This is a genomic window from Chitinophaga sp. 05T412, assembly GCF_056396465.1.
Map to the genome: position 1 here is coordinate 39,405 of NZ_JBFTLN010000010.1, position 26,335 is coordinate 65,739.

A 26,335-nucleotide genomic window follows, 5' to 3' on the forward strand; every position below is an offset into this window, starting at 1 on the left:
ACCATGAAGCATATCACCTTAAAATATATTTTTTGTTTGCTCTCCTTACCTGGTATCTTCAGTGGTTGTAAGAAGTACCTGGATACGCCCGCAGATAACTCGCGTACCCCAAAAACAGTTGCCGATTACACAGAGATGCTGAATGKGGAAGGATGGAGCAAGGCTTTATCGGTGAATAGTGATCTTTCACTTTACTTTCTGGATATGATGACAGCAGATGTAACGGAAAGTATTGGTCCTACTCCTCCGATAGATGAAAGAGGAGCCTATGCAGCGTTTTATACCTGGCAAAATGTATACGATGCGCAATATGATGAAAGGCGTACTCCCTCCGCTATCCTGAATAATACCTGGCTGGGGTTGTATAGAATTATCAGGGTTTGCAATATTATAACAGATGATGGAGAGAAGATCCAGGGAGAGGTGGCGTCCAGGCAATTTCTGTTGGGGGAAGCTCATTTTTCCCGTGCGCTGGCTTACTACTATCTTATAAATATCTGGGGTACACCATATGATCCGGCAAATAGCAATGATTCCATGGGTGTGCCACTACAAACAAGCAGTGCTTTAATGAATAGCGCCCAGCCGAGAAGTCCGGTACATGTTGTTTATAATCAGATCCTGGATGATCTTAACAATGCCCTCAGCTATGTACAGGCGTCCGGGAAAGGGGGGAGCATTTATCATTATTCTCCAGCGGCAGTTTACCTGTTACTGTCAAGGATACATCTTTATCTGCAACATTGGGAGCTGGCTTCCACATTTGCGGAAAAATGTCTGGAAATCAAACCAGCATTGAATGATATCACACAGCAACACAACATCAGGTCTGATTTTTACTCCAGTCTTTTAGGGGTAAGTAATCCCGAGGTTATTTATACCTTCTATAACGATTTAAATCCTGATGTCTTTAATATTTTTGGAAATGGGCATAACTACAGTTTTACCGCTGCCCCTGAGCTACTGCAGCTGTATGATACTACCGATCAACGATTAGCCGGTTATTTTTACAGTTATGATAGTACAACGATAGTTCCGAAAACATTTAATACACTTGGCAATATCTATTGTTTTTCGTTTCGTACAGCAGAAGCTTATCTGAACAGGGCTGAAGCCAATGCGCACCTGGGAACATTCAGTAAAGCGAGGGCGGACCTGGCATTGCTAAGAAGCCATCGTGTGAAAACCAGTATCGCCAATGATCCTGACCTGTTATCTGATATACTGGTTGAGCGGAGAAAAGAACTGGCTTTTCAGCTGCATAATTGGTTTGATCTCAAACGTACCACGCGTCCGGGTTTGGTACATTATTTTACACCGGTTATTAATCAGCAGGCGCGTGCCCGACAGAAATTCATGCTTCAGAAAAATGATCAGGGATATACATTGGAAGTGCCTGCAAAAGCCTTGCAGCTCAACCCTGTGTTGCGGCCGCTTGGCCTTAAGCCACGGCTACCTCAGTAAGTAAATAGATAAAAAAATGCAGCAGCAATAATGCTGCTGCCAGTGTTAATAACCAAAATCGCTATTATTGAGGACCATACCTCTCCGGTAGTTACTGCCTGACAAGTACTTCCTCGTTAACACGATCTGCGCCTGCAGAATTGGTATAAAATGTTTTCAGGTAAATCCGCCCGCTTACCGGGTCATAAGATTGATCAAGTATTTTAAAGGAACCGGCCTTTATTTGACTTTGCATGGTAGTATTGATGGTAACGATCAGGTCTTTTGTAGTACCAGCTTTTATCGCAATATTATATTGCCAGCCGGAACCTCCAAGATCACTATAGTCGACGCTCACAGTACCCGCATATTTCAACGGGTTGGCCACTTTAACACTATTGGTTTTTGATATACTGGCTATGGTACCATTAGCTTGTGTTGTTCTGTAAAGGGTACGAACGGAGGTGTCATTATAATTGCCAGCCAATGGATATCCGGGAAGGAGAATAGGGCCGGTAACATCTTTAGCTGTAGCCTTTGATAAAACAACATCAGATCCGTTATACTTCCCTTTTAAGACGAAACTATCAACGGTGCCGCTAATAATTTCCAGTTCAAAATCGGACCTCAGCCCGGTACCGAGTTGTGCGCCTGGTACCTTCCTTTCCGGATCTGCCAACAGATGAAGGTAAGTGTAAGTATCAAATATAAGCTCCGGTTGTTGCATGGCTTTCAGCCGGTAACTGCTGGTTAATGCCGGTTGATTTTGCCACCTGGAAACTACCCGGTTGCTGTCATTGAACTTAAACCAGAATGCATAAATGTTGTCATTATTATCCGGGTTGGGCAATACCTTTGCCACCCATCCGTAGGGTGCTGCCACCAGGATGGACTGATAATTTGCCAACAAGGCATTTAGCCGTTGGTCTGAAGATTTATCAAAAACGGAAGAATGGAGATCTTTTTTACAAGAAGTAAAAATCATCGCCGCCAATAATATATATACCAGGTATCTGATCATTGCTGTAAGATTTATAGTGTGAAAGAGCGCCTACCGGTGCAGTACATAGTGGATCTGTTGCTGTACGGTAGTTTGTAAACGATAGAAATCAAGGTTATAGGCATCTTTAAAGTAATCCACCACAATTTTTTCTTTCGCTCTCAGTAAACTGATGCCCGTTGGTGTATTAAGACTATCGGGATAATCAGGAAAAGGATGGTAAAGTGTATAATCGTAACGCGCCCGTCCCATTACCAACATAGTAGATACCAGTTCTGCAATGTCTTCACCAGGTTCTTTCCGGGCATAGTTGGTGACAAATCCGAGTGTCCACGGATTCTCTGTGGCGACTGTCCAGTTGCCGGTATAACCGTCCGGTGTTACCTGGTTGAATGCTATTGGATATGTTTTCTTCTGATTCAGGATATGCGTGTATTCATGATGGATCAAATGTGCCATATCCGCAACACCAAAGCTATCTTGCCTGCTATATGAGTTAATACCAAACAACAGAATTTTAAGGCCGCCTTCTGCTAGTCCGGCTACCGCATTACCGTTCGTCTGTAATGCTACGCTGCCGGATAGCATGATTTGTTTCGGCGTATTTATTTTCATGAAAGTACTGTCACCTGCCGTTTTATTGTAGGGGTAAATCCACATGCTGATAATATCCTGTGTTACCGGGATTATTTTATCCTCCGTAGGTGGCACAAGGATCAGACTCTTATCAAACTCTGACTGATCCCATTTGTATTTCATTTCTATATTATATGGTTTTACCATGGAGTCGTAGAGCCATTTGTCAATGGGACCCTGTACCCAGGCATCTCCTCCCAAACCATTAATATTTGCGTCCAGTGTTTCCTTCTTGTTACAGGCCACTACTACACATGCAGTGATTGCCAGCAACAGGAACGATTTTAAATATTTCATTCGTAAGAATTTTATCGGTGGTATATGTTATTTCAAGATGGATACTGTCATATGCAGGCATAAATGAATCATACCTGATTATCTTGGATTGGGGGCTAATCCGCTAGCTTGCGCTTCCTGTGGGATTTGCAATACTTTCCTCGGATCATCCGCACCAATATTGATAGCAGTACCTTTGTCATCTATATGAGTAAAGGATAGTTTGTTTCTCAGGATATCCATCCATCGTAATCCTTCCTGCATAAACTCGGCTCTGCGGGCATCCAGAATGGCCTGGATGGTGGCGCCTAGTGGATCTGTTGCTTTATTGTAGTAAGTGGTTACTTTATCTAAAGTGATGTTGTGCAAAGCAGGATTATAGTTGATCACCCTGGTACTATAATAGGTATTCAGATCAGCAATGGCAGTATTAAAGTCACCGGTCCGTGCACTGGCTTCTGCATGGTTAAAGAGTACTTCTTCTGCTGTAAACAATGGAACATATATATAAGGGTTACCTACGTTAGGGCCGGTTTCAACAAAATTCTCCAGCCATTTTTCAATACCATCATCATTATTATTAGAACCATAATAGAACACATTGTAGGCCAGTGAACCGTTGGTGATACTTCCGGAATAGTATATATCACCAGTGAGCGCGGCATTTAACCCATACTGGTATCCTATCCAGGCCCTGGCCCATACGGAGCCGGTGGTAGCCAGCAGGAGGTTGGCTTTTGTGTCCGGGCTGGTAAATCCGGCTCTTCTTTCCGCACGGGTAGCCACGTTCCAGGTGGTATTAAGCGGCCGCAGGTAATCCACAAAGTTGTTACCGGGGAAAACCTGACTGCTATAGGTTAATGCTTTTGCATAGTCTTTCTTAAACAGGTAAAAGCGGGCAGCAAAGGCATTGGCAGCAGCTTTATTAAAATGGAAAGAAGGTACTTTGTAGGCATTGTTATCAATAAGCGGTAAGCCTTCTGTTAAATCCTTTTCAATCATCTCATACACATACTTCACTGTTTTTCTGTCATAGCGTGGATTGATCGTTTTTTCCGGCGCCAATACATAAGGAATGCCGGGATCAGCGGCGGCAGTGGCAGGATCATATGCCTTCGAGAAAAATGTTACGAGCATAAAATGAGCGTATGCTCTTGCCAGTAAACCTTCTCCTTTGTAAGGATTATATGCAGTCTGGCTACTGGCTTTATTAATAGCATCTAATGCCTGGTTGGCAGCAGCAATAGCTTTATAACATGACTGCCAGTAAACATCCGGTGATCCCTGATTGGTGCTGGCATAGTCAATAAATTTATAAGCATTAATATTTACCAGGGGATCACCACTATATTGATCGGTGGCATGACCTCTGTTGCCAGCATTGTCAGACATGGATTCACTAAAGCAGATGTAGTCGGCATCCGGGTAAGCTGAAGTTAGCATCTGGGCCACCTTATCCGGTGTATCCAGTGTGGTTCTGTTATCTGGATCTACCTCCAGGTATTTGTTACAGGCAGTCAGTAACAACATACCGGTACACATCCATATTCCTGTTTTTATAATATTTTTCATGGTAATTGTTCGTTTAAGAAATCCTTACAAACCAACTTTTAAAGACATCACTATCTGGCGTTGCAGCGGCTGCGCTACGCCTCCTGCATTGAAAAATTCCGGATCCTGTCCTTTTAATTTACTATCGGAGTATAATAACCACAGATTACTGGCAGATGCAGTAAATGACACGTTGCTTAAACCGATATTTTTAATCAGATGAGGAGGCAGCAGATAGCTCAGCGCGATATATTTTACCCTGATAAATCCGCCATCCGCTACTCTTGCGGAAGAATAGTTATAGTTGTTGTAAGGATAGGCATCAGTCATCCTGTAATTAGTGAGTGCATCTAATATGGATGGTACATTGGTTTTCTTTTCGTCACCCTGTAATGTCCAGCGATCCAGGAATTCCCTTGGGAATGCGTCCAGGTCAGAATAAGTTGATTTAAATACAGGATTCAGTCTGATTTTATTTCCTGCCTGATACGTAAGGAGTATATTCAGTGATAAACTTTTATACCGGAACGTATTGGAGAAGCCGCCGGTAACGGGTGGGTCCACGGGACCTTCATATACCAGGTATTTGGTGGTGATATCCTGCAGATTTACTTTGCGGGAAACTTGCCCGGCTTCGTTTACAAATAAAGGTATCCCGGTGTTGCTTTCCAGTCCTTTGTAGTCAAGGGAAAAAAGACTGCTCACAGGATAGCCTTCTTTGTTGCCTCCTTCCGGTTTTATCTGGTCAAATATAATAGGGGTATTTTTGGCATTGGTAACTTCATTGGTGTTGTAGCCGAAGGTGACGTTACTTCTCCATCCTATATCCTTATTACGGATAATATCACCACCAATGGTTACTTCTACTCCTTTCGAGCGCAGGTCCGCATAGTTGGCGAATCGCACATCCTGTCCACCTATGCCGGAAGTTTTTATTCCTGCGATGAGGTCAAACCCACTCTTACGATAGAGATCAACGGTGGCGGTGAGCCGGTTGTTAAAAAATGCCGCATCTACTCCCACATTCAACGAGTATTGTTTTTCCCAGGTGAGATCAGCATTTTCAAGATCAATAATCTGAATGCCTGACTCAATTACCCGCGCATATTGCCGGTAGGTATTCTGGGCTTTCAATACCGCCGCTGAATTGGTGGCAGATCCTAAATCTGCTGTCAAGCCGTAACTGGCACGTAGTTTAAGCATGTTCAGCTTTCCGGCATCTTTCAGAAAATTTTCCTGCTCCATATTCCAGGCGCCGCTCAAACTCCAGGTAGGCAGCCAACGGGCGGAAGGAGATTTCCCCATACGGTTAGAACCGTCTGTACGTACAGCGCCTGTAAAGTTGTAACGATTGTTGTAGGTATACCCTGCAGTGGCATAAAACGCGGCGTAACGATCATAGGTTTGCTGCATGCCAAAGTAAGGGAGGTTTGCTTCAGCGGCCTGTTTAAAGGCGAGGTAGTAAGGAAATACACTGCCACCATAATCGTATTGGTAACCATATCCCGTATTTAACGCATTCTGCCTGTTGGCATATTTAACTTCCTGTCCTACCAACACGTTCAGGTCATGTTTACCAAATGATTCGGTATAATTCAAACTATTTCTGAAGTTGTAATTGGTAAGCGCATTTTCATTTCTGTTATAGAATCCTCCGGCCGGTAATACAATCTGTGGGAAAGCATTGGGGTTATCCGGGTCCTTATACAGGAAACGATTGGCATTGGCGATAACAGAATTGTAGGCAGCTCTGTAGGCTCCCGCTTTATTGGAACTTTCATTTATCAGGTCTTCCTGGCTGGTTTTGGCATACCGGATAGCACCCAGGAAGTCGTATCGGAGATGGTTGGTGATTTTGTAAGATAAGCTACCTTGTAATTTCACGTCAATCACCGAGAGTTTTAACGTATTATTCCGCAACTCATTGAGGATATTAAATGGCGCATAACTTCTGGTAAAATATTCCAGGTCACCATTTTGGTCATATGCTGTCAGTGCACGGCTGGTGTTTAACGCGTAGTTGTAGGGATTAATGTCAAAGTCCCTGTTTATTTTTCCGGAGAACGCATCTGTGGTCCGTGCAACCGTACCTGGCGCTTCCTGTTGTCTGACAGATCCTGTGGCAATAAAGCCGACAGAAAGCTTGTTAGAGAAAGTATAGTTGTTTTGAGAATTAAAGGTGAAGCGTTTGACTTTGTCGGCTACTGTCCAGCCATTATCGTTATAGAATCCGGCTGAAAAATAGGACTGCATTTTTTCTGATCCACCGGAAAGACTGATGGTATGTTCCTGTATCAACGAATTGCGAAACAGGATATTGAACCAGTTGGTATTCGCCAGGGCATAACGTTGCAAGTAAGCGCTCCTGCCTGCCTGGGTATTTTCAAGCAAAAACTTTCCAGTAGCCCGATCATAGGTTTGCAGCTGGTCATACATTTTACCATATACGCCCTTGTCGGCGCTGTTACCAATATCACCCAGGTTGAATAATCCTTTACGTGCTATTTCGGCATCAACAGACATTTGTTCTGCTGAATTCATAATATTGAAATTGTTGTAGCTGGGCTTTAACTGCGTGCTGAAGTTACCGGTATAGTTAGTGATCATTTTTCCTGATCGCCCTTTCTTGGTGGTGATAACAACAACACCATTCATCGCTCTTGCCCCGTACAGGGACGTGGCGGCAGCATCTTTCAGGATGTAAATATCTTCTACGTCATTCATGTTCAGGCCGGCAACAGAGGAGGCCAGTAAGGTAGACGGGTCGCCACTGGAAAGTTGGTCATTTGAAACATCAATCACATCTTCCAACGCAATACCGTCTACTACCCACAAGGGTTTGTTTTCGCCTGTTAGGGAAGTAACGCCCCTGATACGCACTTTAGGCGCAGATCCAAACGTGGACGACACATTTTGAATACTCACGCCGGCCGCCTTTCCTTCCAGCGCACGACTGATATCCGTAGTTCCATCCATCCGGACATCTTCCGCTTTTAATTTGGTACTCGCGCCGGCAAATTTTCTTTTATCAATTTCCTGGAAACCGGTTACCACCACTTCATTCAATCCTTTTGTCCCCTGGGTCATCACAACAGTCAGGTATTTGTTGCCATCTACTGTTTTTACAACGTCGGAATAACCAATAAAGGTGAAGGTCAGCTTGTCGTGGGATATGGCGCTGATGCTGAACTCTCCCAGGTTGCCGGTTACAGCGCCTTTTTTACTGTTAGTAGCTCTTACCACCACGCCAGGCAATGCGTTTCCTTTTTCGTCCGACACCTTGCCGGAAACGATGATAGCAGAATCTCTGGTAGGGGACGGAGCTGTCTCCCTGCCTGTTTTCTGTTGTGCTGTAGCGGTGCCGCTTGCTGTGAGTACTAATATGAAAGCGGTGGTGATGACCAGTGATAACTGTTTGGTCATACAAGCCTGCCCTGCAATTGTTTTGGTTGACATGCATAGGTTCCCCCTGAGGAACTTTCTGTAAAGATCCATATTCATATTGTTATAGCATTGTTTACACTCCCCTGTAGTCGGGAGCTGGTCAGGTTTAGTCTTGTCTTTTTAGTGTGGGCCCACTACTTGATTCTAGTCGATTGTATAGTAATTTCATTTGTCTTCAAATGGAATTACTGCTATACGACAGGTGAGAACTAAAAAAGGGTGACCGGGAATAAAAAAAATCTGAAAAAGTGCGGGGGCAGTCGTAAAACTGGTATTCAAATACATTTGTTACCTTCAGGTTAGTATATTCCCGGCTCCAATCATCTTATCGAAATCACCCGGCTATGTTTAACTATCAGTTTGCCAAACCAGAGCACCAGCTATTGACACCTTACGTTGAATATTTTGTTCAATTAGACGGCGCAGGTACCTTGCTTAAATCCATCTACTCCCGGTTGAATACTTCTTTTATCATGGATTTTGACCGCCATACTTTGTATGATGGACAACCACTGAAAACAGGTTTGCTGGGCGTGAAGGAAAGAATCGTCAGATTCAGTCCTATGCTGAATCAGACGGCTCCGGCAGATAAATTTTTTGTCAGCTTTACACCTTACGGCCTGAGTGTTTTTACCAAACAGCCCCTATCTGAATTAAGTGATGGCGCCATCAGCGGAGAAGATCTTTTCGGGAACAAATTGCAACAGCTATATGAGCAGATGGAGCCTTTGTCTTTTACCGCAAGGGTAGCACTGTTTGAAGCCTTTTTATTGAGCCGGTTCGTAGCACCACATGCCTCACACCAACTTATTTTTAACCTGGCCGATAGTATCAAAAATAACGTGGAAGACGCTCCCTTCGCACAATTGAAGCAACTGCCACTAAGTGAGCGGCAGATAGAAAGGAATTTCAAACGGTATATCGGGATTAGCATCAGCCGATTTCTGAAAATTTCCCGTTTTGAAAAAGCCAAACAACTGATTGCGCTGCATCCTTCCCGGCGGCTGACAGACGTGGCCCACCTGGCCGGGTATTATGATCAGTCGCATTTTATTACCGACTTCAGGCAATTTACCGGGGTGAATCCTAAAAATTATCAGGACTGCTGTTACCGGCAGCATTCGATAATGTCGGTCTGATACAATTCTAAGAGCGGGCGTGATGATAATTTTGAATAGCTAAATTCAAAGTTATCTTATGCAAAACAACCACCGTATTATTTTAGTTATTGGCGCTACCGGTCAGCAGGGCGGAGCAGTAGTCCGTGCTTTGTTATCCGCCGGATGGCCCGTACGCGGATTTACCCGTGATACCGCCGGAGCCACTGCACAGGAGCTGACTGCAATGGGAGTGGAGATGAGGGCCGGAGACCTGGCCGACAAGGTCTCCATTGCGGAAGCGATGGAAGGAGTATTTGGTGTATTCAGCGTACATCCGGGACCGTTAGCCAACCACCAGGACGAAACACAAGCCGGCAAAAACGTGGCCGATGCTGCAAAAGCGCAGCAGGTGACGCACCTGGTATATAGTTCTGCAATTGGCGTAGACCAGGCGGAAGAAACCGGGATACAGCTGGAGAAGGCAGCCGTAGAAAAGTATATTCGTCAACTCGGTATTTCCTATACCATCTTGCGGCCGTCATCTTTCATGGAAAATTTCCTCAACCCCCGATTCGGGGTACAGGGGTCTTCTTTTATTACCGCCGCGTACCCCACCACGCAAATGCAATTAATTGCGCTGGAGGATATCGGGCAACTGGCCGCACTGGCCTTTGCGGACCCAGAAAGGTTTAATCATCAAACCATTGAACTGGCGGGTGATACCTTAACACCCGTTCAAATGGCGGAAGCGATGCGCCAAACCACTGGTCTCGATATGCAGTATGAGCAGTTGCCCATGGAAAAACTGCGGCAGCTAAATCCTCGATTTGCCAAAGGCTATGAAATTTTGAACGCCAACAAAACTACCCGGGCCGACGAAGCAAGCCTCCGAAAAATCCATCCGGGACTGATGACATTTGAATCCTGGCTACGAAAAAAAGGAGCAGCTAAAATAAAAGCCCAGGCGGGCGGTGTGGTATAGCGGAAATAGCAGCGGGTGTTTTACAACAATAAAACACGCGCTGCTATGATATACCTGGTGGCAGCATGAAAATCCCGAAATCGCTTATATTCGCCTATCAGCAATCTTATATCAGTGAATTTTCTACGACTACCATTCCCGGGTTATCCGAATACGAACCGAAAGCGCGCATCATCTGTAGCTTTCGGCTTGTTCGTTTTTATTTTCCTTTCCCTGTTTCAGCCTTTTGGTTTGTCTGATTATTCAATGGKCCCGCTGCTGCTTGTCTGTGCTGGTTATGGGGTGGTTACCCTCGTGGTGATGTTTACCTGTATCTGGGGCATTCCCCGGTTATTGCCACGGGTATTCGATGAATCCGCCTGGACAGTGGGCCGGCAAATGGGGATGATGCTGATAACGATCTTCTGTGTGTCCATCGGCAATTTTCTGTATTCCCGCTTTCAACTGCATGCAGGGTTCTCTCTGCAGTCGATGTTGTTATTTGGCGGCATGACGATTGCCGTGAGCATCATTCCGGTTACGGTGTTAATATTATATAATCAGCTGAAGTGGCAACGGAAGTATGCCGGTGAGGCGGCGTTGATGAATGCACATGTACAGGAAAAGAAGCAGGAAGTACCGGCGCCACTTCTCTTGCCAGCAAATAGTATACGCATACCCGCTGAGCAGTCTAAGGATGATCTTACACTGGAGGCAGCGCAGTTGATCTGTATAGAGGCGGCCGATAATTATATCCGGGTGTTTTATGAAAGTGAGGCCACCCTGAAGCAGGTATTGATACGGGGCACGCTGAAAGGGGCGGCCGAAAGCCTCGAAAAAAAGGATCATTTTTTTCGTTGTCATCGCACCTACCTGGTTAACCTGGACCGGGTGGAGGGCATCAGTGGAAATGCTGCCGGCTATAAATTACGGCTGCAGCTGTTACCGATGGAGGTGCCGGTATCGAGAAATCTGCACCGGGAATTGTCGGATCGGTTGCAGTAGCTTTTCCATTCACCCCTTGGTCCCGGAATGCCTTTCCATCCACCCCGGAAGCTTACTGGTAGCCCCTTTTGAAAAATAAAGCCATGGGAACAGCGCATTTTTGCAGAAACGATTTTTGTATGCAACACCTGTTCCAGACAATTCTTATCCTGCACATCATCGGTGGTACCCTGGCACTGATTACTGGCTCCTTTGCTTCCCTCACCAAAAAGGGAGGACGCGCACATCGCCTGAATGGAAAACTTTTTACCGTGGGCATGACCATTGTTTTTGTCACCGCTGTGGCAATGTCGCTGATGAAATCACTGACCTTTTTGCTGATGGTGGGCTTCTTTAGTTATCACCAGTTGCTGCGGGGATACCGGGCGTTGTACCTGAAAAAACTATATAAAGGGATGCGTATGGGCTGGCCGGATTATTTGATTAACGGCATCGGCGGCGCTTTCAATCTTTGGCTGACGGTGTGGGGAATCATGGGCGTGATCAGCCAACACGCTATGTTGGGGTATGTGGCCATTCTTTTTGGTGGCATCGGCCTGCAAAGCGTAGTAAGAGATGTCCGCAAATTTTATGTATCTCCCAAAGACAAACAAGACTGGTTCTTTACGCATATTTCCGGGATGTCCGCTGCTTATATTGCTACTGTGACGGCCTTCCTGGTGGTGAATGTCCAGTTTTTACCGGGACTGATGGTCTGGACAGGTCCCACTATGGTAGGACTTGTGGTAGTAAATATTACCATCCGTAAATACCGGAAACAGTTTGCCCCGAAGAAAGTGGAGGAAGCAATATAGTCGCATGATTCCAATTAGTTGTCGCAAATCGCCCCTTAAATTGTCACATTGAACCCTCCATTACTAAGAAAGGGTGAGGTACATTTGGATAAATCTTTACATCATGCGAAAATTAATGATGAAAATGTCCATGACCAGCGACGGATTTGTTGCCGGTCCCAATGGAGAAACCGACTGGCTTTTTAAAACGGGCGATACCGAATCGGCCGCCTGGGTGTGTGAGCTTATCCGTACAGCGGGGGTACATGCGATGGGTCGCAAAAGCTTTAATGATATGGCAGCTTACTGGCCAACTTCCAATCTGCCGGTGGCGGAGCCGATGAATGCCGTTCCCAAGGCGGTATTTACCCGGAAAGGAATGGCTGGTTATGATCTGGCTGATACCACTACCGCCTTAAAGAGTGCCCGCCAATATGATGCTGCCGCTGGTGTGGAGCCTGCAGTAGAACTATCGCCTGCTGCTGCTTCCTGGGCTTCACCGCGGATTTTTACCGGTGATCTTGCCAAAGGTATCCGGGAACTCAAAGCAGAATCAGGCAACCCTATCCTTGCACACGGAGGCGCCGGATTTATGCGCAGCCTGATTGCCACCGGCCTGATAGATGAATATTATTTGGTCACACATCCGGTAGCCATTGGAACAGGAATGCCGATATTCAGCGATCTGCTTGCACCGCTTTATCTGAAACTGGTAGATGTGAAGGTATTTCCGAAAGGAGTCATTGCACGTACTTATCACCCGGCATAAGCTGCCAGGGAGGATCGCGTGATGGAAAGAAAAGCAGTTAGCTGTTAGCAGCTAACTGCTGGCATACCCAGCCTGTTATTTTTAATTTTTTGTGAAGACGTTAAACGGCATGCTGCTACCCGTTAGCTTCAATATTATTACCCCGTGTGGCGGAAGGTGATAAATCATCTTTTTCCCGTTTGGAACTTTTGTGTCTTCGTGTTTCCAGAGATCACGTGCAGTCACTGGTTTATCAGGATGTAGACTAACCGCTTCCGCATCCAGTTCGGCAACAGCCGGTGCATTGGTGGTATTGAGCAGCGCTACTGCTACTTGTCCGCTGGTTACACTGATCAGTGGTTTCGCCCAAAGCTGCACCCCCAGTGTATCGCGGAATTTTCTGGCCTGATAACAAAGTGGGTCCTGATTCAATGCAATCACTTCTTTATTGGTAATGATAGATAATGTTTGCGGAGATATCTTCCGGAGATCATTGCCCAGCAAGAGAGGAGAGTTCATGATACACCACATGGAAAAGTGGCTTTTGTCTTCTTCATAAGTCATACCACGGCCTACCTGCAACATATCCATATCATTGAAGTGCCCGGGAGAACAATACGGCCACAGATCTGCGTTGAGTGCAATGATCCGGAGAATAGAAGCGAAGTGATTGTCGATATCGCCGGAAATCCGCCAGGAGTCAGCTACCAGCGGCGCCCATTTACCGGGAAACTGCCAGCGGCAAATATTGAATACTACTTCCGGCTTGATGCTTTTGATCCAGTTGGAAATTTGTGTATAGCGTAATTGCTCATCCAGTCCCAGATCTTTTCCACCACACCAATCTACTTTCAGAAAATCGTATCCCCATGTTTTCAGCAACAGTGTGAGGTCTTGTTCATCATGTCCGTACAATCCTGAGCCAGACCCGATGGTATCCTGATCCCAGATAGATGCACAGGTATTCACGCCAGCCTCGGCATAGATGCCGGCTTTCAGGCCTTTACTATGGATGTAATCAGACAATCGTTTCATGCCGCCGGGGAAGCGTTGCGTGTTATGCAGCAGTGCGCCCTTTTCATTCCGGCCACCAAAGAAGCCATCATCGATGTTGAGGTATTGATAGCCGGCTTGCTTTAATCCGCTTTGCACCATCGCATCGGCCTGTTCCCTGATCAGTTGTTCATTGATATGCACACGGAAGTTGTTCCAGCTGGCCCAACCCATGATAGGTGTTTTCGGTTTGGCCGGCACGTTTTGCGCTATCGCCAGCTGCGTGAAACACAGGAGGCAGGCGGCGATAAACGTCCATCTCATTTGTTTATTTATCATGTGAGGTAAATTAGTAAAAAAAAATTACGGATTGAGCAGGAAACTATTTTCCCATCAATCCGTAATTCATAAGTTGAAGGTGGTATTATTTTTTCTGTTGCGACAGGAACGTCACCAGTGATGCAAACTCTTCATACGACAAGGCATTGGCCAGGCCGGTTGGCATCATAGACGTTTTCAGTTCCTTACGGGTAAGGATATCCGAAGTTTTAATGGTAGTCACTTCACCGGCAATATTTCTCATCACCACTTTAGCAGATGTTTCTTCCGTCACAAATCCCATATAGGATTTGTTGCCTTTCGCAGTGATCATCACCGTAGCAAAGCCCTGGGAGATAGATGCGTTAGGTTTGAGGATAGATTCAGCGATCTGCTCACGGTTCATGATAGAGCCGATTTGTCCCATGAAAGGTCCTTTCATCACATCGCCTTTGTTGATAGCATGACAAGCCACGCAGCCTTGTTGCGTAAACAGGATTTTTCCTTTCGCAGGATCTCCCTTTAATTTATTTACTGCTAACAACACATCTTCGATAGAGGATTTACCTACCTGACCTTTTTTACTTTTGATTTTTTCCAGGTCAACCTTAGGTTCTTTCGCTACCGGTGCTGCAGGCTTTTTCTCTGCTGCGAAAGCAGGAATATTCATTCTGTTGCGGGCATCGAGATCTCTGTAGAATGCCAGTCCGGTTGGACCTGCTTTCAGAGAAGTTGCCTTCAGGAATTTTTCGATCGCAGGAGATCCTTCCCAGGTCACATCTTTGTAGTAAGGGCCATGTGAATCCGGTCTGGTACCCCACCACCAGGATGCATCATAGGTATCTTCTTTTTTATAAAGACGCGCTAATGTTACGACGATTTGTTTTTTTACTTTTTCATTTTTAGAAGTAGCGTAAGCGCTGATTAAGCCATTTACGGCTTTCTGATCGTGCATATAACGCAACGCCCATAATGCAAGCGTACCATTTTCTGTGTTGATAGYAGCTACTGCAGCATCCACCGCATGCATACTTACCAATGCGCGAACGGCCAGGTGAGGCAGCACAATGGCGGCATTAGGCGTAGCATGAGGGCCTTCCACATCTTTTACCGGTGCGGTAAATGAGGCAGGTACTTTCGTTTCCAGCAACGCGTTCGCCGTTTCAATACGGTTTAAACGTCCCAGTCCTACGATAGCGGCCGACTGTACGCGTGGATTAGGATCTTTCAATCCTGCCAGGAATGGTTCTGAGGATACGTCGTTCAGGAAGGCTTTTCTGTCTGCCAGCGCACGCAATGCGTGTTCTCTTACGGCAGGATCTTTGGCCAGATTGGTTAAGGTAGCAATACCTTCTTTACCGGCTGCTTGCGCATAAGTATATAAACCAGCAACGCGGGCATATAATGGCAGCTGTGCATCGGAAGCGATGGTTAATGCAACTGATTTATCACCACGGGCAAGTAATTCCTGGGAAGCGCTCATACGGGCTACTGCACTGTTTGATTTGAGCATGTTGGCCAGATCAGCAATAGCTGCTTTAGCTACATCCGGGAATGCTTTATAGGTCCAGTCGTTTGGTACTACGCGCACCACATAGCCTCTGTCGGGGCTGCCGGAGTAGCCAGCGCCATCCCATGCAGAGAGGTAAAGTCTGCCGGAGCCATCTACATCCAGATCGGTGATTTGTGGTAGCTCGATAAAGTCTTCATCTTTCTGTGTGAACGTAGGACCATCGGGAGTTACGCGGTGAATGTATAACATGCTGCGACCCCAATCCGCCATCATCGGAACGTTGTTGTATTTCTCCGGCCAGCCTGGTTCTGCCATAAATAAGGCGCCGGTACCGGAACCACCGCCGAGGTCGGCCAGGGCGGGGATGATTTCATCTGTGAAATGCTGGAATAATACGGGATAGCCATATTCGCCGGACTGAATGTGGTGGGAAAAACGCACATTCCATCCACCGCCGTCATTGGTGTTTTCTCTGGTGAAAACATTCATGTAGGGGTCAATCGCTACATCATATACGTTACGGGTACCGTGGGTAAATACTTCCATCTCTGTACCATCGGGACGTACGCGCACAATACCACCGCCCAGCATGGTCAGCTTCTTACCGGAGCGGTCGGTGGCGTCATGGAATCCGAAATCGCCTACGGCAATATAGATCCAGCCATCGATGCCCATTCTGATACCATTGGTGGCGTGGTCGGTACCACGTTCCTGGATATATTTAGTATTGCTGAGATGTTCAACCAGTGGTTGCGCAGGGCCATCGGCCTTGCCATCTCCATCTTTATCTTCAAAAACAACGAGGGCCATGCCGGTGGCTTTACCGGTTTCTTTGGAGAAGGTGGTATGTAATACATATACCTTGTTGCCCTGGACAATGATGCCACGTGGATTATCTACCACCGCAAATTCAATGTGCTCATCCATTTTGCCGTCATTGTCTTTATCAATGAGTTTCAGGATGCGGCCTTTTCCCATGTCTTTTCCTAATGAACCGATCATGTCCACACCAACAAATACTTCGCCGGTAGGCGCCACTGCAAGGCAGGCTGGGCTGGGCGTTACATCGGGCCCCACAAATCGCGTGATGTTTAATTCCGGTGGATTCGGACGTCGGGTAGAAGTGGGGTTATCCCCAAGAAATGATTGCGCGCCAATAAATACTGCAAGAGGATAGATCAGGCCGAGTGAAAATTTCATCATTTTGTTCGCTGAATTAATAAAATAGTATTACCAACAATGTTTTTTCTATAGCACTGGTCAAGATAGAAAAAATAAATTTCCATGTGATAATTATTTTGGGAATGGTATAAATACGCGCTGTTTGGCGGAGCTCGTGGGTTGAATGGTGAGGATACCGCGTTATTATCTTCCGTAAAAAAGCAAAAGAGTTTTATCCTTTTTTATGCTTTTCTGGTGAAAGTTTCTCATTTGTTAAACACACGGAAATAGAAAAGCCCGTAAGATTTACTTACGGGCCAGGTGCTCTTTAGTCAATGTGTTTGATAGGTGGTAGGTTTTTAGGAGGATATTGGTAAAAAATAAGTTGGATTTCGGGAGATAAGAAAAAGAAGGGGTACTTCCTTGCGTCAGGCAATGCCCAGGTGCGTCATCACATATTTCACCACCCGGTCGCAACGGGAGGCGTGGAAGCTGTATACATGATCTTTCATATAGCCCTGCAGGTTTGCCCGGAGCATGGTTTTAGCCCGGTTCAGGCGAACTTTTACATTCACTTCTTCAATGCTCAATACGGCTGCGGTATCGCGGACGGACATCTCTTCAATTTCCCGGAGCATGAATACCAGCCGGTATTTCTCCGGTAATTCCCCGATTGCCCGTTCCAGTATATTACTGAGTTCTTTGTTAGCCAATTTATTTGCTGGCGTTTTCATGTCAATAAAGTTATAGGATTCATTCACAGTAGAAAGGTGATGGGCCTTTCTTTTCTGTTCCAGGCGCTGGTTGAGCATAATACGTATCAGCCAGGTACTGAACATGGAACGGTCATTAAAATCGGACAAATGTTGATATGCATTGATATAAGTTGTTTGAATAGCATCGGCCGTTTCAGCTTCATTGTTCAGCACCGACATGCCTATTCTATACAACCGCTGGTGGTGTTTACGAATGAGGAACTCAAATAGTTGCTTTTCTCCTGCTAATATTTTTTCGATGATTTCTGTGTCTGAAACCGTTGTTGTCATTGTAGTTGACTTTTCCTTCATATAGCAATCGCTGAGAATTCTTTATCTGTTAGATGAGCAGAAGGAAAAAAGGTTACAAATTTTTTCAATAAAAAATCGGCGGGTATCCCTGGCCGGCTCCAGTTAGGCGCAACAGCAAAAAGACCCACCAGGATATCTCCCGGCGGGTCTTTTTATTCCGCATTTATAAAAGCAGTATGCCTTACGGCCATATGCTGGCCTGTACTTCGGCGATATGTTTCAGTTGTAAAAGGAGCATGCAAAGTCTGGATTGACCAATACCGCCACCCATCGACAAGGGGTAAGTATTATTCAATACCTGGCTGTGGAACTCCATTTCAGCACGGTGTGCACAGTCTTTAGCGTCGAGCTGTCTGCGCAGGGCGGTAGCATCAACGCGAATACCCATGGAAGAAATTTCCAGTGCTGCCTGGTGTGCCGGGTTCCAGATGATCAGATCACCGTTAAGACCCGTATAGCCGTCGTCGTTAGGTGTGGTCCAGTCGTCATAATCCGGAGCCCTGTCGTCGTGTACCAGACTGTTACTCAGCGGGGCGCCGATACCAATGATAAAGATGGCGCCAAATTCTTTCGCACAGGCGTTTTCTCTTTCTTTGGGCGACAGATCAGGATATTGTTGCAGCAGGTCTTCACTGTGTACAAAGTGAAGCGTTTCCGGCAGCTGAAGGCCGGGCAGTCCTTCTTCCTGTATACGGCTGTTGGTAGCGCGTAAAGCCTGATAGATCGCTTCCACTGTTTCTCTCAGGTAAGGAATGTTTCTATCGGTAACGGAAATATGTTTTTCCCAATCCCACTGATCCACTAAAAAGCTGTGAATAGGAGAGGTTACTTCATCAGGTCTGATGGCACGCATATCTGTTACGATACCTTGTCCGGCTGGGATTTCCAGTTCATGTAAACGTTTCCGTTTCCATTTGGCGAGTGACTGTACAATTTCAACACCGTTATCTACGCCTTTTAATTTAAATGAAACAGGTCTTTCAATGCCATTGAGATCATCATTCAAACCGGTACCTGATTTAACAAATAATGGAGCGGCAACTTTTGTGAGGGAGAGTTGCTTGCATAACTGCATAGAGAAATAGTCCTTAATAAAAGCGATGGCTTTTTCTTTTCCCAGCAGCGTTGTATAGCTGGTTGTTTGTGTAGCGGATGACATAGACTTTCTTACTGATTTTTTGTTTTGATGATGATGATTTAATAAATTTTATTAAAAAGGTGGTTTTGTGATATAAAAGTCATTAAAATAATCAAAACGGTAAAATATTTTTAAGGAAAACTAAAAATATTMGGTTTTTGTTCAAAAAATCAGAAAAAAATTGGGAAAAACTAAAAAAGCAGGCTCTTATTGAAAAATATTCGGCCTTCCCGGTGCAGAAATGCCACTCCTGCTGCACTTTTTAATAGTAATAACGATGTGTTGTACATGGCAGAATTGTACAATTTTACGTTCATGGGCCTTCCTAGTTTTGCGTTATCAAAAAAAACTACTACTTATGAATCGCGCAAAGCTATTACTATGGCTGCTTGCAGGCATTATATCTGCCTTGTCTGCTGTAGCTACTCCTATGGCAGACCGGTATACGCCGGCAGACAGCTGTTTTACAACATCATCCCGAACCAACTTTACCACCATGGAGAAATTCGTTATTGCAAAATTGTTTATTCAGCCTGCAGCGGTAGCTGAATTCCGGCAGGCGCTGGAAAAGTTGGCCATACAAACCCGGAAAGAGCCCGGTTGCCTGGACTACACGTATTACCCGGAACCGGGCCAACCAGGCGTGTTTGCGCTGATTGAACATTACCGCGATGTGGCAGGACTGAAGTTTCACTTCCAGCAGCCTTACCTGGCGGAGTTTGTAAAAAAAGTGGAGGGGTGGAAATCAAAGGACCTGCAGGTTTACTTTTTATCGTCGGAGCCAGATGCGCTAAAAGACGCCAAATAGCAATGTTGATCAAGTTTTGCTGGAGATAGAATTACTCCGGGCCGGGCACCGTAGAATCTCCTGCAGGCTCTGATAAAATGTGATTGGTCATAGTACCCAAAATCAAATGCCACCGGCAGATAATCTTTGATCTGATGCGCCAACAGATATTTCAGGGTGTTGTTGAGTCGCGCCGTTTGCTGAAACGACTTCGGCGTAGTGCCCACGTTATTGGTAAATAGTCGTTCAAACTGCCGGTAGCTTTTCCCCAGGTGTTCGCTGAAAGACACCAGGTCCGGTATCTCCAGGTTGTAATATAATTGCTTCACCGCCTCGTCTACCAGGGTATGCGGGCGGTGATATTTCTGTAGTAACAGGAGCAGGAAGTCGCTGATAAGCGACAGCTGTTGCGACAGGCTTGCGCTGTCCTGCAACCGTTCCGTCAACTTTTTTCCTTCATCTCCATACAACTTGCAAACATCGGGAAATTGTTCAATGCTGTCAGCCACCGGTGTCGGAAAAAAATGCCGCAGGGCGCCCGCTTTAAAGCGCACCGCCATAAAGTAGTGTGCGTGATTGATGCGGGCATGGTAAGGCTGATGACGAATACAATAAATCGACTGTAACGGGGGCGTATATACGGTATTTTCTTTGGTAACAAGCGTCATGGGCGCTTTAAGCTGGAATATCATCTCTGCTCCGGTGCCAGCCGCCATGGTAGGCGCTGCGTAGGCGGCAGCATTGCCTTCGCCGGTCCAGAAGCGATCGATATAAGGACGAAGCGGAAGTGGTGGCAGGTAAGATGTTTTTTTAAACAGGGCATCCATGGTTTAAAATTACAGCATATTTCTGTTGATTCATTACGGATGGATATCAGCCATGACGGTAGGTTGTCTGGCACCAGCAATGCGAATATACACGATCAGGTTTCTCATCGCCTCAACGGTCATACTATCCCGGAAATGATGAGCGCCAGTATAATTCCATTCTTCTGCAAGGAACCGGGCATAGGCATCGCCCGCTTTTTCCAGCGCTCTGCTGTCCTGGATGTACCGGATAAAATATTGCGTGGATGGCGCCGGCATTCTGTCAAAAATACCCACCAGCATCTCATTATCATGCCCCTGTTTTACCGGCATGCGGTGACAGCTACTACAGTATTGCTGAAACAAGGCTTTCCCCTTATTGAAGCCGACTACCAGTTTGATAGGGATACTGTCTTTTCTTTCCGGAACCGCTGTCGGAGCAGGAGGTGCAGTATGGCAGGAGCTAAAGGTGGTGACCCCAAGGTATGTTAACAGGATAAAAAGGAAGGGACGCATAAAGTAACAGATATAATAGTAAGATACAATTATCTCCCATTATTTCAGGACCTTTGTAATCGCTAAAAGCAGGCAAATGAACGAACATAGCCCGAATCTGAATTGCGTGTACCGAGTGCTCCATTTCATAGAACAGCACTATGATCAGGCTATTACGGTAAAAGAACTGGAAGCGGTGTCTCATTATTCCTACCGGAATATCCAACGGATCTTCCGGTATACTTGCGGCGAAACCATTGGCGCCTATCAGAAAAGGTTGCGGGTAGAGAATGCATATAAGCTGATGCTATATACCAAAGAGAATATCACCGCCATCGCATTAAATGTGGGATTCGCCAATCTGGCCTCTTTTTCAAAAGCATTTAAACAACATTTTCATTGTTCTCCCAAAGAAGCCCGATCTGGTAAAACGATATTATTCCGCGAGGCAGATATTGTGCCCCTTGAATCCGGGACAGTATTAGCGCCTGAAATTATTTATTTCCCGCCGGTAAAGGTATATTATGAGAGTGCTACTTTATCTTATGAAAACGGGGAGATAGAATTACTATGGGAGCGTTTTCTGCAACATCAGTTTCCCGGGTCCGGTACTGATTACTTCGGGGTGATTGCAGACGAACCGCTAATAAAGGAGGCACTGGATTGCCGCTACGATGCCTGCGCTTCACAGCCCGCCCTGCGAACGGAATTGCCATCAAAGATGATAATGGGCGGTCGTTATGCGCAATTTATACATAAAGGCGCTTATGATACAATAGAAGAAACTTACAGGGATATATATGCAGGCTGGATGCTGGAATCAAAGCTGGAGTTTGGACATACACCGGTGATAGAAAGGTATATCAAACATGCGGATAATACAGATACTATCGAAGAACAGCTGACCGGTATATTACTACCCCTGAAATGAGATTGTCAATTTCGGACAACATTGACGCCGTTGCCCGGCCYAGTTTTGCTGTATTATTCAACACAGCAATACTTTTTAAATTATGCAAAAAATGGAAAATCTACTCCTGCTTCTACCTGCATTATTAGGCTCCTGCTCTGCAAAAGATGAGGTGGCTACACCAGCGCCTCCCGATACGGCGATTGTATATACCATGCCGGAAGAGTCTTCCCCACATGAAGGTACCTGGCTCCAATGGCCGCATGAATATCAATATGGTAAAGCCTTCCGCAACCGTCTGGACCCCACCTGGGTGGCCATGACAAAAGAGCTGGTAAAAGGAGAAAAGGTACATATCGTTGCGTACGACGAATTTGAAAAAGAACGGATCACCGGTTTGTTGGAACAGGATAATGTTCCTTTAGCAAATGTGAACTTTATCATTAGCCCCACCGATGATGTATGGGCAAGAGATAACGGTCCTATCTATGTAAAAGACAAGAACGGGCAACTGTTTATAGAAGACTGGGGATTTAATGCGTGGGGAAGAAAAGCGGCCTATAGTAACTGTGATGTGGTGCCTGCAAAGATCGCCGCGTTGCAGCAAATACCCCGGATAGATCTGAACAAGGTCATGGTAAATGAAGGCGGCAGCGTTGAAATTGACGGGCGGGGAGTGCTGATGGCATGCAAAAGCTCTGTTTTAAATAAAAACCGTAACCCGGGAATGACGCAGCAGGAAGCAGAGGCTATTTTTACCAAATACCTCGGTGTCACTAAATTCATTTGGTTGGATGGTGTGGCCGGACTGGAAATCACGGATATGCATATTGATGGATTTGCCAGATTTGCCAATTCAAATACCATCATCACCATGAGCAATGATGACCTGGATTACTGGCAGGTACCGCAGGAAGATATCAGCAGATTGTACACCGCTACCAACCGCGAGTCAAAGCCTTACCAATTTGTAAAAGTACCGCTCACACAAAATGAGGTGGTGACTACTTATGGTAAAAATCTCGGCAAAGCGTCTTATATCAACTATTACATTGCCAATAACAGTGTATTGGTGCCCGTTTATAGCGATCCCAATGATGCGGTGGCGCTGAATATCATTCAGCAACTGTATCCCGGAAAGAAGGTAGTAGGCATTGATTGCCGGAACCTGTTTGCCAATGGAGGCATGGTGCATTGTGTAACGCAACAGCAGCCGAGGTAATTCAGTGAATAGTTAATACACTGTCTATCCATCCGGTTAACAACCGTTGCTGATCTGCATTTAACCGGGCATTTGCATGCATCAGTGTATAAGATTGGAGGGGCATTTTGCCCGTTGTTACCTGCTCCTTCATTCGCTTTAATTTATTCCGTTGCCGTTTGGCGGAATACGTGCCATACTCATCAAAGTTTAATTCCTTTTTACCCTCGCTGACATGTTGGGCCATCAACCAACCGATGGGCTGAATATTCGTGTACCACGGATACCGGGTGTTGTTGCTGTGGCAGTCGTAGCAGGCGTTTTGTAACAGGCTTTGTACTTCCGCAGGAATCGGATAATATTGACTAATTGCGGTAGGGGATGGATGGGCAGATTGATTTTTGGGTGGCCGGATAAATTGAGCCGCCACCAAAATAATCCCTGGTAATAGCAACGCCATAGTGAGTTTTCGCATACAACCATTTTAAAGTGTTTATATGTTTTCTGTAAACAGATGTACAGCTGTTTACAGAAAACATATAGGCGTTATCGTTATTTTATAATCGCTTTCACGGACCCACAGGTAGCCATTTTGCTGCCGAAATAAGGGTTTTTGATTTCTTTGGTTTCACTTAACCACAAGGCGCCTTTGTTATTGTCGTACATAGGGCAGTAGTCCTGGTACAGCGATTGTCCGCCACCAAAGGCTTTTACCAGCGAAAATACATCTTCACTCATCTGGGCAAAGTGTTCGCGTTGATGTTCTACGTTGCCTTCGTTTTTACCGATATGCTCCGCATGTTCTTTCAGGTCATCTTCATTTTGGTTATACAGCTGTTGTTGCTCAGGTGTTAATGCTGCTTTGTTCAGCTGCTCCATGGCGCTGGCCATGGCTTTACCGCCATTGGCTGCTTCAGTGGAGTTATCACCGGCGAGAGCGTTTTTAATCTGCAGATAATGGTCGGTTACCAGTTTCAGGGAGGTGGCCACGGCAGGATCTACGTTTGTGAATTGAGGCGTTAGCGCCGTCAGTGATTCATCGGTAGCAGCTGTTACTGGAGTGGCAGCGGCACCGGTAACGGCGGTAGTGTCGTGGTGGTGGCCTTCATGGGAGGACTGGCTGTTGTTGCAGGCGGCAAAGGTAACGGCGGCAATAGCCATAGTGGCCATCAGGATTTTTTTCATTTTTTTTTGTTTGATATTTGAAAGATGGAATTATTGAATGGTTTCTTTTACGGCTCCGCATGTCAACATACTGTCTCCGAAATACGGATTCTGAATCGTTTTGCTGGTGCTGATCCATACGGCGCCCTGGTCGTTCATGGCCATGGGACAGAAGTCGACGTACAGTTGTCCGGTTTGTAGTCCGGATTGTTTGATCAACGCCAGCAGGTCGTTGCTCAGCGAAGCAAAAGCAGTGCGCTGTATTTCAAGATCCGCGGTAGCGGTGATTTTAGCCGCGCTGGCGCCCAGCTCTGAGGCGTTTTTCATTTCTTTTGCGCCGGCTTCTATCGCATTGCTGGCAAACCGGGCTTCTTTTATATCGCCTTTTACCAAAGCTGTTGTTAATAGCGTGTACTGTTGATATAAGGCATTTAGTTGATCGTCTTTCAACTGTACGCCTGTTGTGGCGGGGGGAGCTGTGGGAACTGCGGTGGCGGCAGTTTCAGGAGCAGCTGTCTTCTTATCCGCTACTTCCCCACAGGCGGCCAGCAGTACCAGCGCCAAGGTGGGTAATGCAACTGTTGTTACTAATTTCTTCATGGTGGTAGATGGTTTTGAAATGAGAAAAATATTTACATGCCTGCCATCGGGTCGGCGCCTTTTTTTAGGAGGTACTCAGAATACAACAGGTAAGCGCCGGTCACCACAACGGTATCGCCTTCCTGCAGGCCGTCTGTAATTTCTACGGCGTCAAAATTTTCCATGCCGGTTTTGATTTTGCGCGGCTCAAATTTTCCGTGGGATTTTTCAATCCATACATGCGCACCTTTACCATCGCGGATCACGGCATCCACAGGTAAACTCATGACATCGCCTTTGCTTTTCACCGGTAATAAAATATTGGCTTGCTGGCCCGGCTGCCAGCGATTATCCGGATTGGGAATGGTACCGCGCAGCTGCATCAGCTGACTACCGGTCTGCAACGCAGGATTGATAAACTGAATGGTCATCATCTGTGGTTCGTTCTCCCAGCCTGACACCAATACCTTTACGGATTGTCCCACCTGCACGGCCGAGGCTTCCGCGGGATATACATCCGCTTCTACCCAAAGCTGCTGATAACCTTCCAGGCGCATCACGGCGCCACCTTCCGCCACGTACTGGCCTTCTGTTACGCTTACCTCCGATACTACGCCGCTAACAGTGGCAGGATATACCACGTAAGGATTTACTTTCCCGGATTGCACCAGCTGGTTGATCTGTGCATCCTGCTGATCATACAACGTTAGCTTTTGACGGGCTGCCTGCTCTATCTGCCGGAACCGGGCATCTTCGGGAAACTGTTTCACCTGTGCCACTGCCAGCAAATATTCCTGTTGCAGGGACGCCAGCTGCTCCGAATAAATTTTATATAAAGGCTGTCCCTTATTTACTTTCACACCAATTTCTTTTACGTACAGTATTTCTATACGTCCCGGAACGCGGCTGGAGATCACGGCGGTTTTCTCCGGATCGGTGGCGAGACGGCCGTTTAACTGTTTGAAGTTGGATAAGGCGCCGCTGCCCACTACCATGGTGGTGATGTTGGMCAGCGCTACCTGGTTTTCTCCCAGCGTCAGCGAAGCATCTTTGTTATTTTTATCAAACGGTACCAGGTCCATGCCGCAGATGGGGCAGGTGCCGGGTTTATCCTGCACTACCTGTGGATGCATCGGGCAGGTATAAGTTTGCTGTTTGGCGTGGGCGGCATCTTTTTTCCCTGCTTCTTTACAGGCGGCAAGGAACAATGCGGGTGCCAGCGACACCAACGCAACGGTTTTTAAGAAATGTGTTCTTTCCATATCG

23 protein-coding genes are annotated in these 26,335 nt (G+C 46.1%); 9 read left to right on the plus strand and 14 right to left on the minus strand.

The annotated features are described in order from the left end of the window. Positions 1 to 3 precede the first annotated feature (3 nt). Positions 4 to 1,464 carry a RagB/SusD family nutrient uptake outer membrane protein gene (locus tag AC1DFM_RS21770; protein ID WP_477078867.1) on the plus strand — a complete coding sequence of 487 codons (1,461 nt, stop codon included), beginning with the start codon at positions 4 to 6 and terminating at the stop codon, positions 1,462 to 1,464. Positions 1,465 to 1,555: 91 nt separating this feature from the next. On the opposite strand, the gene AC1DFM_RS21775 is transcribed toward AC1DFM_RS21770, so the two are convergent. From AC1DFM_RS21775 to AC1DFM_RS21790, 4 genes are all read right to left on the minus strand, one after another. Next, positions 1,556 to 2,464 carry a DUF4302 domain-containing protein gene (locus AC1DFM_RS21775; RefSeq protein ID WP_477078868.1) on the minus strand — a complete coding sequence of 303 codons (909 nt, stop codon included), beginning with the start codon at positions 2,462 to 2,464 and terminating at the stop codon, positions 1,556 to 1,558. 30 nt (positions 2,465 to 2,494) lie between these two features. Further along, positions 2,495 to 3,376 (minus strand): substrate import-associated zinc metallohydrolase lipoprotein, encoded by an 882-nt coding sequence (locus AC1DFM_RS21780; RefSeq protein ID WP_477078869.1) that lies wholly within the window; start codon positions 3,374 to 3,376, stop codon positions 2,495 to 2,497. Between the two features lie 78 nt (positions 3,377 to 3,454). After that, positions 3,455 to 4,927 (minus strand): RagB/SusD family nutrient uptake outer membrane protein, encoded by a 1,473-nt coding sequence (locus AC1DFM_RS21785; RefSeq protein ID WP_477078870.1) that lies wholly within the window; start codon positions 4,925 to 4,927, stop codon positions 3,455 to 3,457. Positions 4,928 to 4,951: 24 nt separating this feature from the next. After that, entirely contained in the window at positions 4,952 to 8,362 is a 3,411-nt protein-coding gene (locus AC1DFM_RS21790; protein ID WP_477078871.1) for a SusC/RagA family TonB-linked outer membrane protein, read from the minus strand. Positions 8,363 to 8,694: 332 nt separating this feature from the next. Between AC1DFM_RS21790 and AC1DFM_RS21795 the strand changes: the two genes are divergently transcribed. From AC1DFM_RS21795 to AC1DFM_RS21815, 5 genes are all read left to right on the plus strand, one after another. Beyond that, on the plus strand, positions 8,695 to 9,489 hold the full coding sequence (locus AC1DFM_RS21795) for a helix-turn-helix domain-containing protein (RefSeq protein WP_477078872.1): 795 nt from the start codon (positions 8,695 to 8,697) through the stop codon (positions 9,487 to 9,489). 58 nt (positions 9,490 to 9,547) lie between these two features. After that, complete coding sequence (locus tag AC1DFM_RS21800) at positions 9,548 to 10,432, plus strand: NmrA/HSCARG family protein (protein ID WP_477078873.1); 885 nt, start codon at positions 9,548 to 9,550, stop codon at positions 10,430 to 10,432. Positions 10,433 to 10,678: 246 nt separating this feature from the next. Beyond that, positions 10,679 to 11,416 (plus strand): LytR/AlgR family response regulator transcription factor, encoded by a 738-nt coding sequence (locus AC1DFM_RS21805; protein WP_477078874.1) that lies wholly within the window; start codon positions 10,679 to 10,681, stop codon positions 11,414 to 11,416. A 119-nt stretch (positions 11,417 to 11,535) separates the two neighbouring features. Continuing rightward, positions 11,536 to 12,210, plus strand: coding sequence for a hypothetical protein (locus AC1DFM_RS21810; RefSeq protein ID WP_477078875.1), 675 nt, complete (start codon positions 11,536 to 11,538; stop codon positions 12,208 to 12,210). 103 nt (positions 12,211 to 12,313) lie between these two features. Then, positions 12,314 to 12,958 carry a dihydrofolate reductase family protein gene (locus tag AC1DFM_RS21815; protein WP_477078876.1) on the plus strand — a complete coding sequence of 215 codons (645 nt, stop codon included), beginning with the start codon at positions 12,314 to 12,316 and terminating at the stop codon, positions 12,956 to 12,958. Positions 12,959 to 13,039: 81 nt separating this feature from the next. On the opposite strand, the gene AC1DFM_RS21820 is transcribed toward AC1DFM_RS21815, so the two are convergent. From AC1DFM_RS21820 to asnA, 4 genes are all read right to left on the minus strand, one after another. After that, positions 13,040 to 14,269, minus strand: coding sequence for a glycoside hydrolase family 27 protein (locus tag AC1DFM_RS21820; RefSeq protein ID WP_477078877.1), 1,230 nt, complete (start codon positions 14,267 to 14,269; stop codon positions 13,040 to 13,042). A gap of 85 nt (positions 14,270 to 14,354) precedes the next feature. After that, positions 14,355 to 16,964 carry a DUF7133 domain-containing protein gene (locus tag AC1DFM_RS21825; protein WP_477078878.1) on the minus strand — a complete coding sequence of 870 codons (2,610 nt, stop codon included), beginning with the start codon at positions 16,962 to 16,964 and terminating at the stop codon, positions 14,355 to 14,357. A gap of 386 nt (positions 16,965 to 17,350) precedes the next feature. Continuing rightward, positions 17,351 to 17,968 carry a sigma-70 family RNA polymerase sigma factor gene (locus AC1DFM_RS21830; protein ID WP_477078879.1) on the minus strand — a complete coding sequence of 206 codons (618 nt, stop codon included), beginning with the start codon at positions 17,966 to 17,968 and terminating at the stop codon, positions 17,351 to 17,353. A gap of 202 nt (positions 17,969 to 18,170) precedes the next feature. Then, complete coding sequence (gene asnA / locus AC1DFM_RS21835; protein ID WP_477078880.1) at positions 18,171 to 19,148, minus strand: aspartate--ammonia ligase; 978 nt, start codon at positions 19,146 to 19,148, stop codon at positions 18,171 to 18,173. Between the two features lie 337 nt (positions 19,149 to 19,485). On the opposite strand from asnA, the gene AC1DFM_RS21840 reads away from it, so the two are divergent. Then, positions 19,486 to 19,935 (plus strand): putative quinol monooxygenase, encoded by a 450-nt coding sequence (locus AC1DFM_RS21840; RefSeq protein ID WP_477078881.1) that lies wholly within the window; start codon positions 19,486 to 19,488, stop codon positions 19,933 to 19,935. On the opposite strand, the gene AC1DFM_RS21845 is transcribed toward AC1DFM_RS21840, so the two are convergent. Continuing rightward, a complete protein-coding gene (locus AC1DFM_RS21845) occupies positions 19,890 to 20,741 on the minus strand; it encodes a helix-turn-helix domain-containing protein (protein WP_477078882.1) in 852 nt (283 codons plus the stop codon). The two genes, AC1DFM_RS21840 and AC1DFM_RS21845, sit on opposite strands and share 46 nt — an antisense overlap. Before the next feature lie 33 nt (positions 20,742 to 20,774). Next, the gene (locus AC1DFM_RS21850) at positions 20,775 to 21,236 is read right to left on the minus strand and encodes a c-type cytochrome (RefSeq protein ID WP_477078883.1); all 462 of its coding nucleotides are present in this window, start codon (positions 21,234 to 21,236) and stop codon (positions 20,775 to 20,777) included. A gap of 76 nt (positions 21,237 to 21,312) precedes the next feature. Here AC1DFM_RS21850 and AC1DFM_RS21855 point away from each other — a divergent pair, with 76 nt between their 5' ends. After that, positions 21,313 to 22,146, plus strand: a complete 834-nt coding sequence (locus tag AC1DFM_RS21855; RefSeq protein WP_477078884.1) for an AraC family transcriptional regulator — start codon at positions 21,313 to 21,315, stop codon at positions 22,144 to 22,146. A gap of 91 nt (positions 22,147 to 22,237) precedes the next feature. Next, complete coding sequence (locus AC1DFM_RS21860; RefSeq protein ID WP_477078885.1) at positions 22,238 to 23,347, plus strand: agmatine deiminase family protein; 1,110 nt, start codon at positions 22,238 to 22,240, stop codon at positions 23,345 to 23,347. 1 nt (position 23,348) lies between these two features. On the opposite strand, the gene AC1DFM_RS21865 is transcribed toward AC1DFM_RS21860, so the two are convergent. The 4 genes from AC1DFM_RS21865 to AC1DFM_RS21880 all read right to left on the minus strand — a co-directional run bounded on the left by AC1DFM_RS21865 (position 23,349) and on the right by AC1DFM_RS21880 (position 26,331). Further along, entirely contained in the window at positions 23,349 to 23,801 is a 453-nt protein-coding gene (locus AC1DFM_RS21865; protein ID WP_477078886.1) for a heme-binding domain-containing protein, read from the minus strand. Between the two features lie 77 nt (positions 23,802 to 23,878). Further along, entirely contained in the window at positions 23,879 to 24,511 is a 633-nt protein-coding gene (locus tag AC1DFM_RS21870) for a DUF3347 domain-containing protein (RefSeq protein ID WP_477078887.1), read from the minus strand. Positions 24,512 to 24,541: 30 nt separating this feature from the next. After that, positions 24,542 to 25,090: a DUF3347 domain-containing protein gene (locus AC1DFM_RS21875; RefSeq protein ID WP_477078888.1), complete on the minus strand. Its 549-nt coding sequence runs from the start codon at positions 25,088 to 25,090 to the stop codon at positions 24,542 to 24,544. A 32-nt stretch (positions 25,091 to 25,122) separates the two neighbouring features. After that, positions 25,123 to 26,331 carry an efflux RND transporter periplasmic adaptor subunit gene (locus AC1DFM_RS21880; RefSeq protein WP_477078889.1) on the minus strand — a complete coding sequence of 403 codons (1,209 nt, stop codon included), beginning with the start codon at positions 26,329 to 26,331 and terminating at the stop codon, positions 25,123 to 25,125. Positions 26,332 to 26,335: the final 4 nt, after the last annotated feature.